Annotated in this window: 11 protein-coding genes and 1 pseudogene; 11 read left to right on the top strand and 1 reads right to left on the bottom strand. The window is 66.9% G+C overall.

All coding sequences use genetic code 11. The features are described 5' to 3' along the window. From AC1VAN_RS02830 to hslU, 9 genes are all read left to right on the top strand, one after another. A partial coding sequence (locus AC1VAN_RS02830; RefSeq protein WP_480985230.1) for a S9 family peptidase occupies nt 1–1,947 on the top strand: 1,947 nt, incomplete at its 5' end. Between the two features lie 56 nt (nt 1,948–2,003). Continuing rightward, complete coding sequence (locus tag AC1VAN_RS02825) at nt 2,004–2,426, top strand: YbaN family protein (protein ID WP_032976551.1); 423 nt, start codon at nt 2,004–2,006, stop codon at nt 2,424–2,426. Between the two features lie 128 nt (nt 2,427–2,554). Then, complete coding sequence (gene lptM / locus AC1VAN_RS02820) at nt 2,555–2,794, top strand: LPS translocon maturation chaperone LptM (protein WP_025877294.1); 240 nt, start codon at nt 2,555–2,557, stop codon at nt 2,792–2,794. Next, nucleotides 2,787–3,638: a diaminopimelate epimerase gene (gene dapF / locus AC1VAN_RS02815; RefSeq protein WP_033832253.1), complete on the top strand. Its 852-nt coding sequence runs from the start codon at nt 2,787–2,789 to the stop codon at nt 3,636–3,638. The genes lptM and dapF overlap by 8 nt, the downstream gene beginning before the upstream one ends. Next, nucleotides 3,635–4,309 carry a DUF484 family protein gene (locus AC1VAN_RS02810; protein WP_025877290.1) on the top strand — a complete coding sequence of 225 codons (675 nt, stop codon included), beginning with the start codon at nt 3,635–3,637 and terminating at the stop codon, nt 4,307–4,309. Before dapF ends, AC1VAN_RS02810 begins: the two co-directional genes overlap by 4 nt. A gap of 16 nt (nt 4,310–4,325) precedes the next feature. Further along, nucleotides 4,326–5,219 (top strand): tyrosine recombinase XerC, encoded by an 894-nt coding sequence (xerC, locus tag AC1VAN_RS02805; RefSeq protein WP_032976548.1) that lies wholly within the window; start codon nt 4,326–4,328, stop codon nt 5,217–5,219. Between the two features lie 176 nt (nt 5,220–5,395). Then, entirely contained in the window at nt 5,396–5,596 is a 201-nt protein-coding gene (locus AC1VAN_RS02800) for a DUF3079 domain-containing protein (RefSeq protein ID WP_313115464.1), read from the top strand. 74 nt (nt 5,597–5,670) lie between these two features. Beyond that, entirely contained in the window at nt 5,671–6,222 is a 552-nt protein-coding gene (gene hslV, locus AC1VAN_RS02795) for an ATP-dependent protease subunit HslV (protein ID WP_025877284.1), read from the top strand. A 76-nt stretch (nt 6,223–6,298) separates the two neighbouring features. After that, nucleotides 6,299–7,675, top strand: a complete 1,377-nt coding sequence (gene hslU / locus AC1VAN_RS02790) for an ATP-dependent protease ATPase subunit HslU (protein ID WP_480985229.1) — start codon at nt 6,299–6,301, stop codon at nt 7,673–7,675. 164 nt (nt 7,676–7,839) lie between these two features. Here the strand turns inward: hslU and smeT are convergent, their stop codons facing one another. After that, nucleotides 7,840–8,499 carry an efflux transporter SmeDEF transcriptional repressor SmeT gene (gene smeT / locus AC1VAN_RS02785; protein WP_025877280.1) on the bottom strand — a complete coding sequence of 220 codons (660 nt, stop codon included), beginning with the start codon at nt 8,497–8,499 and terminating at the stop codon, nt 7,840–7,842. A gap of 226 nt (nt 8,500–8,725) precedes the next feature. Here smeT and smeD point away from each other — a divergent pair, with 226 nt between their 5' ends. Then, nucleotides 8,726–9,907, top strand: coding sequence for a multidrug efflux RND transporter periplasmic adaptor subunit SmeD (gene smeD, locus AC1VAN_RS02780; protein ID WP_480985228.1), 1,182 nt, complete (start codon nt 8,726–8,728; stop codon nt 9,905–9,907). A gap of 12 nt (nt 9,908–9,919) precedes the next feature. Continuing rightward, a pseudogene (smeE, locus tag AC1VAN_RS02775) lies at nt 9,920–10,801 on the top strand (multidrug efflux RND transporter permease subunit SmeE); the annotation flags it as partial.

Raw genomic sequence — 10,801 nt, 5'->3', positions numbered from 1 at the left:
TACCTGCAGGCCGAGAACGCCTACGCCGACCAGCTGCTGGCACCACTGAAGCCGCTGGAGGATGCGCTGTACGGCGAGATCGTCGGCCGCATCAAGCAGGACGATGCCAGCGTGCCGGCGCGCGAGCGCGGCTACTGGTACTACAGCCGCTACGAGACCGGCCAGGACTATCCCATCCATGCGCGCCGCAAGGCCAGCATGGACGCGCCGGAAGAGGTCCTGCTCAACGTCAACACGATGGCCGCCGGCAAGGGCTATTTCAGCGTCGGCTCGATGGAGGTCAGCCAGGACAACCAGCTGCTGGCCTGGGCCGACGATGACGTGGGCCGCCGCCAGTACGTCATCCGCTTCAAGGACCTGCGCACCGGCGCGGTGCTGCCGGACACGATCACCGGCACCTCGGGCGACCTGGTCTGGGCCGACGACAACCGCACCGTGCTGTATGTCGAGAACGATCCGGAAACCCTGCTGACCGTGCGGGTGAAGAAGCACGTGCTGGGCACCCCGGCCAGCGCCGACACCGTCGTCTACGAAGAGAAGGACGACAGCTTCTACATGGGCATCGGCCGCACCCGCGACGATCGCTTCATCACCATCGGCGTGCACAGCACCGTGTCCTCCGAAGAGCGCTACGCGCCGGCCAGCGACCCGACCACGTTCACCGTGCTCGCCCCGCGCCAGCGCGACGTGGAGTACGACGCCGACCACTATGATGGCCGCTGGGTGATCCGCACCAACGATGGCGCGAAGAACTTCAAGCTGGTGACCGCACCGACCGATGCCACCTCGCGTGCGCAGTGGAAGGACTGGATCGCCCATGACGATGCGGTGTTCATCGAAGGCTTCGAACTGTTCGATACCTACACCGCCATCGCCGAACGTTCCGAAGGCCTGGAGCGCATCCGCCTGCTGTTCAAGGACGGTCGCAACGACTACGTAAAGGCCGACGAACCGGCCTATTCGATGGGCCTGGGCGACAACACCGAGGCTGACACCACGTGGCTGCGCTACGTGTACACCTCGATGACCACGCCGACCACGGTGTACGAACTGAACACCGCCACCGGCGAGCGTCGCCAGCTCAAGCAGCAGCCGGTGATCGGCTATGACGCCTCGAAGTACGAGACCGACCGGGTGTGGATCACCGCGCGCGACGGGGTGAAGGTGCCGGTGTCGCTGGTCTATCGCAAGGGCTACAGGAAGGATGGCACCGGCGCGCTGTTCCAGTACGCCTACGGCAGCTACGGCATGTCGATGGACCCCTACTTCAACCAGACGGCGGTGAGCCTGCTCGACCGTGGCGTGGTGTACGCCATCGCCCACATCCGCGGTGGCCAGGAAATGGGTCGCGACTGGTACGAGAACGGCAAGCTGCTGCACAAGCAGAACACCTTCAACGACTTCATCGACGTCACCCGTGGCCTGGTGGCACAGGGCTGGGCCGCGAAGGACCGTGTCGCCGCGTCCGGTGGCAGCGCCGGTGGCCTGCTGATGGGCGCCATCGCCAACCAGGCGCCGCAGGACTACCGCGTGCTGGTGGCGCAGGTGCCGTTCGTGGACGTGGTCACCACCATGCTTGACCCGACCATCCCGCTGACCACCAACGAGTACGACGAGTGGGGCAACCCCGAACAGAAGCCGTACTACGASTACATGCTGTCSTACTCGCCYTACGACAAYSTSAMMARGCAGGCSTATCCGKCGMTGTTCGTSGGYACSGGCCTGTGGGATTCGCAGGTGCAGTACTGGGARCCGGCCAAGTGGGTGGCCAAGCTGCGTGATGACAACACCAGCACCTTCCCGATCCTGTTCCGCACCAACATGGAAGCCGGCCACGGCGGCAAGTCCGGGCGCTTCCAGCGTTACCGCGAACTGTCCGAGTCGTATGCATTCGTGCTGCAGCAGCTGGGCATCGAAACGCCCGCGGCCGGTGCTGCGACGGAATGACGCATCGTGGCGGCGGTGATATCGCCGCCGCCACCTGCGCTCGGTATCCTTGCGCGATGCGCCCGCCCGAACCGCCCGCCACCAAGGACCTGCCAACGCCCGCCCGGCCGGTGCGGTTCCGTTGGGCGTGGTGGCTGCTGGCCTATGCCAGCCTGGGCACCGGCATCGTCGGCATCTTCGTGCCGGGGCTGCCTACCACCGTATTCATCCTGATCTCGGCCTGGGCCGCCTCGCGCGGCTCCGAGCGCCTGCACGGCTGGCTGCTGCAGCACCCGCGCTTCGGCCCGGCCATCGCCAACTGGCAGGCACATGGTGCGGTGAGCCGGTACGGCAAATGGATGGCCACGATCACCATGGCGGTGTGCGCCGGCATCATGCTGTGGTGCGTGCCGGTGGCCTGGGTGAAGTGGTTCTCCATCGGCAGCATGACCGTGGTGGCGATCTGGCTGTGGACCCGGCCGCTGCCGCCGGCCGATTGATCTCTCCCGCCGGGCATGGCCCGGCGTTGCCACGGTGCCGGGTTGCGGCAGCGCCGGGCCATGCCCGGCGGATGCGTGGTGCGGCACCCTGCACCAACCGCTCAGCCGCCAATGGCTATACTCGGGGCATGAACATCCCCCATCGCAATGTCATCCTGATTCCGCTGGCAGCGGCCTCGCTGCTGTTCCTCGCCGCATGCGGCAACAAGGGCCCGCTGGTGCTGCCGCAGAAGCCGGTGCCGGTGGAAGAAACCGTCGAACCGGCCGCTGATGCCGACGCCACGCCTGCTGCCACCCAGGCCCCGCGCGACGGCAGTCCGTCCGTCACTCCTGATCCGGCCAAGAAGGTGGACGAYGGGAATGAGTAAGGCCGGTACCAACGGCCTGCGCTTCAGCAAGATGCACGGCGCGGGCAACGATTTCGTAGTGATCGACCTGCGCGACGGCACCCCGCCGCCCACCCCGGAACTGGCCGCGCGCCTGGCCGACCGCCATACCGGCGTCGGCTGCGACCAGATCCTGACCATCGAGCCGCCGCGCGCCGAAGGCTCCGTCGCCTCTTACCGCATCTGGAACGCCGATGGTTCCAATTCCGAGCAGTGCGGCAACGGCGCGCGCTGCATCGCTGCCTGGCTGGTGCGCGAGGGCAGTGCGCAGGGCGACCGCTTCGTCATCGACAGCCCGCTGGCCAGCCATGCCGTGGATGTCCTCGGCGATGGCCAGTACGCGGTGGCGATGGGCGTGCCGCTGTTCGATCCGGCGCAGGTGCCGCTGATCGGCTTCGCCCACCCGCGCGAGGAGTACCTGCTGCCACTGCAGGGTGAGACCGTGCGCTTCGCGGCGGTGTCGATGGGTAATCCGCACGCGGTGATTGAAGTGGGCCTGGTCGATGCCGCACCGGTCGAGCGCGTGGGCGGACTGCTGCAGCAGCATGCCTCGTTCCCGAAGTCGGTGAACGTGGGCTTCGCCCAGGTAATGGGCCCGGAACATGTGCGCCTGCGCGTGTTCGAGCGCGGCGTGGGTGAAACCCTGGCCTGCGGCAGTGGCGCCTGCGCGGCCGCAGTGACCCTGATGCATCGCGGCCGCCTGCAGCGCGATGCGCGCATCAGCCTGCCTGGTGGCGACCTGCGCATCCAGTGGCCGGGCGATGGCCAGCCGGTGGTGATGGCGGGCCCGACCGCATTCGTCTTCGAAGGGGAGTGGATCGCATGACTGAGACCGTCGACAAGCTCGGTGCCCATGAAGTCGCCGCCTGGTTGCGGCGCCATCCGGGTTTCCTCAAGCAGTTCCCGGACCTGGCGCTGACCCTGGTGGTGCCACGCGATGACGGCCCGACCGCATCGCTGGCCAGCTACCAGCTGGAAGTGCTGCGCGAGAAGAACCGCGAGCTGGCGCGACGGTTGGCCGACCTGGGCGCGACCGCGCAGGTCAACGAGCGGTTGGCGGTGCGCACGCATCAGCTCACCCTGGCCCTGATGAAGCAGGACAACGCCGCCGACACGCTGCGCGCGATGGCGGCGTCACTGCAGGAAGATTTCGCCGGCGATCTGGTACGGCTGGTCGTGCATGCGCCGGTGGCCGGGCTGGAGCAGGCCGAGTGGCTGCAGGTGCTGGCTGCCGATGATGCGCAGCTGGGCCCGTTCCGCGACTGCCTGAAGGATGGTGAGCCGATCTGCGGCCGCCTGCACAGCGACAAGAACGCGGTGCTGTACGGCGCGCGCAGCGAGGAGGTGCAGACCACCGCGCTGCTGCCGCTGCCGGGTGTTGGCCTGATCGCGGTGGGCAGCCATGATCCGAACCGCTTCTATCCCGGCATGGGCACGCTGTTCCTGCGGATGATGGGCGAGGCCCTGGTGACCGGGCTCAAGCGCTTCGCGGATTGAGCGGGAAACGACGACGATGAGCGCGGTGCAGGCGTTCCTGCAGCACCTGCAGGTGGAGCGGCGGATGTCGGCGCATACGCTCGACGCCTACCGCCGCGACCTGGATGCGTTGTCGGTGTGGGCCGAACCCCGCGGGGTGGCCGTGGAGGCGCTGGATACCGACGCGGTGCGCCAGTTCGTTGCCGATGAACACCGCCGTGGCCTGTCGGCCAAGAGCCTGCAACGCCGGCTGTCGGCCTGCCGCAGCTTCTATGCCTGGCTGCTCAAGCATGGCCGCATCGAGGCCAGCCCGGCAGCGACGCTGAAGGCGCCGCGTGCGCCGCGACGGCTGCCGCAGGTGCTCGACGCCGATGAAGCCGTGCAGCTGGTTGAACTGGAACCGGAAGGCGAGCTGGGTCGTCGTGACCGCGCGCTGCTGGAACTGTTCTATTCCTCCGGCCTGCGGTTGAGCGAAGTCTGTGCGCTGACCTGGCGCGATCTGGATTTCGCCAGTGGCCTGGTCAACGTGATGGGCAAGGGCAACCGGCAACGTCGCGTCCCCTTCGGAAAGCCGGCACGCGAAGCGCTGCTGACCTGGCGCAGCGAAAGCGGTGGTAGTGGCGCCACACCGGTTTTCCCCGGCCGCAACGGGCCGATCAGCCAGCGCGCGGTGCAGATCCGCATCCGCCAGCTGGCGCAGCGCCAGGGCCTGTTCAAGCACGTGCACCCGCACATGCTGCGGCACAGTTTCGCCAGCCACATCCTGGAATCCTCCGGTGACCTGCGCGGTGTGCAGGAACTGCTCGGCCATGCCGACATCGCCACCACGCAGATCTACACCCATCTGGATTTCCAGCATCTGGCCAAGGTCTACGATGCCGCGCATCCGCGCGCGAAACGTCGCAAAGACCCGCCCGACACGGTGGGGTAGCGCTGGGCCATGCCCGGCGGCTGTGCGATCCATGTGTCGTGTACGCGACACCGCCCGCGCTGCGCGCTCGCCGGGCATGGCCCGGTGCTACCGGAACGGCCGCCGCTTGATCTGGATCAGGGCGGGGCAGTGGTCGCCGGTGCATCGTGGCCGCAGGCCACGACGAGATACCGACCATGGCAAAGCCCATTCCGCTGCGTCCCAAGCACCCCGAGCGTATCTGCTGGGGCTGCGACCGTTACTGCGCTGCCGACGCACTGGCCTGTGGCAACGGCTCGGGCCGCACCCAGCACCCGATCGAGACGCAGGGTGAGGACTGGTACGTGGCGTGGGGCATTGAACCCAATCCGGGCCGGCCATCGCATGCCAAGCGCTGAACGGCAGCTATCGGTGCGGGCTTGATCGCTTCGGCGGCTGTCCCCATGTCCCGTGAACAGCTATCGGAGGCCGCATGGACCCCAGTCAGAATCCCACCGTTTTCCACGCCACCACCATCGTCTGCGTTCGTCGCGGCGAGCACGTGGCCATTGCCGGCGACGGCCAGGTCACCCTCGGCCACACGGTGATGAAGGGCAACGCACGCAAGGTCCGCCGCCTTGGCCGCGATGGCCAGGTACTGGCCGGCTTTGCCGGTGCCGCCGCCGATGCCTTCACCCTGTTCGAGCTGTTCGAAGCCAAGCTGGAAAAGCATGGCCAGCTGCAGCGTGCCGCGGTGGAACTGGCCAAGGATTGGCGCACCGAGCGCCGCCTCGGCAAGCTCGAAGCCCTGCTGGCGGTGGCCGACAAGGAAACCTCGCTGATCATCAGCGGCACCGGCGACGTGATCGAGCCGGAGGACGGCATCATCGCCATCGGTTCCGGTGGCTCGTATGCGCTGTCCGCTGCACGCGCGCTGATGGCGCACACCGAACTGGATGCACGCACCATCGCCAGCGAAGCGATCAACATCGCCGGCGACATCTGCATCTACACCAACCGCAACGTGGTGGTCGAGGAGTTGTGACGGGGAACCGTCACACACATTCCTGATCCGCCGGGCATGGCCCGGCGCTACCGACAACGCATTCGTGAGCACACCCATGCCGCACAAGATCGAAGTTTCCTCCGCCACCATGACCCCGCGCGAGATCGTGCAGGAGCTGGACCGGCACATCGTCGGCCAGCACGACGCCAAGCGCGCGGTCGCCATCGCCCTGCGCAACCGCTGGCGCCGCATGCAGCTGCAGCCCGAGCTGCGCAACGAGGTCATGCCCAAGAACATCCTGATGATCGGSCCGACCGGYKKCGGCAAGACCGAGATCGCGCGCCGCCTGGCCACGCTGGCCAACGCGCCGTTCGTCAAGGTCGAAGCGACCCGCTTCACCGAAGTCGGCTATGTCGGCAAGGATGTCGAGCAGATCATCCGTGACCTGGCCGATACCGCCGTCAAGCTGTACCGCGAGCAGGCCAAGGTGCGCGTGCGCACGCAGGCCGAAGAGCGCGCCGAAGACCGCATCCTCGATGCGCTGCTGCCGCGCCGCAGCGGTGGCATCGGCTTCGACCCGGAGGCTGCGCGCAACGAACCGTCGGCGCAGGACAACGAGACCCGCATCAAGTTCCGCAAGATGCTGCGCAACGGCGAGCTGGACGATCGCGAGATCGAGCTCGACCTGACTGCCAACGTCAGCATGGACATCATGACCCCGCCGGGCATGGAGGAAATGGGCCAGCAGCTGAAGTCGATGTTCGCCAACCTCGGTGGTGGCGCCAAGGCCCACAAGCGCACGCTGACCATCAAGGCCGCGCGTCCGCTGCTGCAGGAGGAAGAGGCCGGCAAGCTGGTCAACGAGGATGACATCCGCACCGCCGCGATCGAGGCCTGCGAGCAGCACGGCATCGTGTTCATCGACGAGATCGACAAGGTCGCCAAGCGGGGTGACAACGTGGGCGGTGGCGATGTCTCGCGCGAAGGCGTGCAGCGCGATCTGCTGCCGCTGGTGGAAGGTTCCAACGTGTCCACCAAGTACGGCACGATCAAGACCGACCACATCCTGTTCATCGCRTCGGGYGCSTTCCACCTGGCCAAGCCCAGCGACCTGATCCCGGAACTGCAGGGTCGCTTCCCGATCCGCGTGGAGCTGGGTGCGCTGAGCAAGGCTGATTTCGTGCGCATCCTGACCGAGCCGAAGGCTGCGCTGACCAAGCAGTACGAAGCGCTGCTGGCCACCGAAGGCGTCAAGGTCAGCTTCACCACCGATGCCATCGACCGCCTGGCCGAGATCGCCTTCCAGGTGAACGAGCGCCAGGAGAACATCGGTGCGCGCCGCCTGCATACCGTGCTGGAGCGCCTGCTGGATTCGCTCAGCTACGAAGCACCGGACCGCGATGGTGAAACCTTGGCCATCGACAGTGCCTATGTCGATGCGCACCTGGGTGAACTGGTGCAGGACCCGGACCTGAGCCGTTACATCCTGTAACCGGGAATGCGAAAAGGCCGCCGAAAGGCGGCCTTTTTCGTTATGCAGGGTCGGATCCCTCGCCATGGCGAGGGCTCCGACCCGTTACGTACTCGCCGGGCATGGCCCGGCGCTACCTTTGTGGCCGAATCTGCGGTAGCGCCGGGCCATGCCCGGCGGCGCCGTCACGCCTCCGGCAGCGGCTCGGGCACCGAACCCGGTACGAACACGCCTTCCTTCACGTAGGCGGCCAGGGTCATGTCCAGCGCCAGCATGCCGTCGCGCTTGAGGTCCATCAGGTCCGGTTCGACCATCGCCCCGTGCAGCACGCCGAGCACGGTGGCGTGCAGCATGCGCGCGGCGATCTTCGGGTCGGCGCCGTCGCGCAGCTGGCCCAGGTCCTGGGCACGGCGCAGGGCGCGTTCCATCCGGTCCAGGGCATCGCGGAAACCGCTCTGCTGCAGTTCGGTCAGCACCCTGGTGTCGGCCGAGGCATCGCTGCGCAGCATGATCTCCATGGTCTTGCGCAGGCGCTCGTCCTCGGACAGCTCGATGAACGAGTGGATCATCACCGCGCGCAGGTCATGCACCGGCGTGTCGCGCTGGTCGGTGGAGGTGCGCTCCAGCTCCTGCATGAAGGGCAGGTGCACCCGTTCGACGATCGCGGTCAGCACCTCGCCCTTGTTCTTGAAATGCCAGTACACGGCGCCGCGGGTGTAGCCGGCGCGGGCACCGATCATCTCCAGCGTGGTCCGGGCCACGCCGTGTTCGTGGAAACAGGCTTCGGCGGCATCCAGGATGCCTTCGCGGGTTGCCTGGGTGTCCTCTTTGGTTTTGCGGGCCATGAGCGGGTACGAGTGCGGGTGAAACGTGGCTGAATTGTACTGCTTTACAAACAAACACGCATGTATGTATATTTCCGTCCCATCATTCCCGTCGTGTGCGTGGCAGGCCCGTCCTGGCTCCCACTTCACGCGGGTGGGCGCTGTTCGCGCGGACTTACTCCTGCAAGGGGAGGGTCCGTCGTATCAGCACCTGCTGAGATCCCTCCCTTCAAGAGCCATTCCCATCATGTTGCTGAGCCGAATCCGACCCTTCGCGTTGTCGCTGGCGATCGCTGCCACCGTCGCTGCCTGTGGCGGCCAACCCCAGGCACCCGAACAGGGACCGGGCCAGGTCAGCGTGGTCACGCTGAAGTCCGAGACCGTCGGGTTGACCCGTGAGCTGCCGGGCCGCACCAACGCCTTCCTGGTGGCCGAAGTGCGCCCGCAGGTCAACGGCATCGTCGCCAAGCGCCTGTTCACCGAGGGTGGGATGGTCAAGGCCGGCGAGCCGCTGTACCAGATCGAGGACGCCAGCTACCGCGCCCAGGCCAACAGTGCGCGTGCACAGCTGGCCCGCGCCGAAGCCACCGCCAATGCGGCGCGGCTGAGCGCCAAGCGCATCACCGAGCTGGCCAAGGTCGACGCGGTCAGCCAGCAGGATCTGGAAAACGCCGTGGCTGCGCAGAAGCAGGCAGAGGCCGATGTCGGCGCCGCCAAGGCCTCATTGGATGCCGCCAACGTGACCCTCGGCTATGCGCGCATCACCGCGCCGATCAGCGGCCGCATCGGCAAGTCCAGCGTCACCCAGGGCGCGCTGGTCAGCGCCGGCCAGGCCACGGCGCTGGCAACCGTGCAGCAGCTGGACCCGRTCTAYGTCGACCTGACCCAGTCCTCGGCCGAGCTGCTGCAGCTGCGCCGCGAACTGGCCGCCGGCCGCCTGCAGGACAACCAGCAGACGCCGGTCAGCATCCTGATGGAAGACGGCAGCACCTTCGAACACAAGGGCACGCTGGAGTTCTCCGAAGTCAGCGTCGATCCGGCCACCGGCAGCTTCGCGCTGCGGGTCAGGGTCGACAACCCCGATGGCCTGCTGATGCCGGGCATGTACGTGCGCGCGGTGATCGGCGGCGGTGTGCGCAGCGATGCGGTGCTGGTGCCGATGCAGGGCATCGCCCGCGATCCGAAGGGCGATACCAGTGCAATGGTGGTCGGCAAGGACAACAAGGTCGAAGTGCGCCCGGTCAAGGTCAGCCGCACCGTCGGCGACAAGTGGCTGGTCGAGGACGGCCTGAAGGCCGGCGACAAGGTCATCGTCGAAGGCCTGCAGAAGATCGGCCCGGGCATGCCCGTGAATGCCACCGAACAGGGCGCCGCCCCGGCCAAGCCGGCCGCCGCCCAACCTGCAGCTGCGGCCGCAGGCGCGAAGTAAGCGGAGAACTCCATGGCACGTTTCTTCATCGATCGACCCATCTTCGCGTGGGTCATCGCGATCATCATCATGCTCGCCGGCGGCCTGGCCCTGTTCAAGCTGCCGATCTCGATGTACCCCAACGTCGCACCGCCGGCGGTGGAAATCAGCGCCAGCTACCCGGGTGCTTCGGCCAAGGTGGTCGAAGACTCGGTGACGCAGATCATCGAGCAGAACATGAAGGGCCTTGATGGCCTGATCTATTTCTCCTCCAACAGTTCGTCCAACGGCCAGGCCACCATCACCCTGACCTTCGAGAGCGGGACCAACCCCGACATCGCCCAGGTGCAGGTGCAGAACAAGCTGCAGCTGGCGATGCCGCTGCTGCCGCAGGAAGTGCAGCGGCAGGGCATCAACGTGGCCAAGTCCAGCTCGGGCTTCCTGAACGTCATCGCGTTCGTGTCCGAAGATGGCAGCATGGATGCCAACGACATCGCCGACTACGTCGGTTCCAACGTCGTGGACCGTCTCAGCCGCGTTCCGGGCGTGGGCAACATCCAGGTGTTCGGTGGCAAGTACGCCATGCGCATCTGGCTGGACCCGAACAAGCTGCACACCTACGGCATGTCGGTGCCGGAAGTGGTCGCTGCGGTGAAGGCACAGAACGCGCAGGTGGCCATCGGTCAGCTGGGTGGTGCGCCGTCGGTGAAGGGCCAGCAGCTCAACGCCACCATCAACGCGCAGTCGCGCCTGCAGACCCCGGAACAGTTCCGCAACATCATCGTGCGCGGTGCGCAGGACGGTGCCGAACTGCGCCTGGGCGATGTAGCCCGCGTCGAGCTGGGCGCCGAGTCGTACGACTTCGTCACCCGTTACAACGGGCAGCCGGCTAGCGGCCTGGCGGTCACCCTGGCC

Source organism: Stenotrophomonas sp. 05L44_2, assembly GCF_056665995.1.
Note: the sequence above shows the minus strand (reverse complement) of the source record. Positions and strands in the feature narration are given on the sequence as shown.

What these genes read in the sequence shown, in the direction of transcription:
- AC1VAN_RS02800 (WP_313115464.1), top strand. Translation starts at nt 5,396, where the DNA reads ATGGCAAAGCCCATTCCGCTGCGTCCCAAGCACCCCGAGCGTATCTGC.
- xerC (WP_032976548.1), top strand. Translation starts at nt 4,326, where the DNA reads ATGAGCGCGGTGCAGGCGTTCCTGCAGCACCTGCAGGTGGAGCGGCGG.
- AC1VAN_RS02810 (WP_025877290.1), top strand. Translation starts at nt 3,635, where the DNA reads ATGACTGAGACCGTCGACAAGCTCGGTGCCCATGAAGTCGCCGCCTGG.
- hslV (WP_025877284.1), top strand. Translation starts at nt 5,671, where the DNA reads ATGGACCCCAGTCAGAATCCCACCGTTTTCCACGCCACCACCATCGTC.
- smeT (WP_025877280.1), bottom strand. Translation starts at nt 8,499, where the DNA reads ATGGCCCGCAAAACCAAAGAGGACACCCAGGCAACCCGCGAAGGCATC.
- AC1VAN_RS02825 (WP_032976551.1), top strand. Translation starts at nt 2,004, where the DNA reads ATGCGCCCGCCCGAACCGCCCGCCACCAAGGACCTGCCAACGCCCGCC.
- dapF (WP_033832253.1), top strand. Translation starts at nt 2,787, where the DNA reads ATGAGTAAGGCCGGTACCAACGGCCTGCGCTTCAGCAAGATGCACGGC.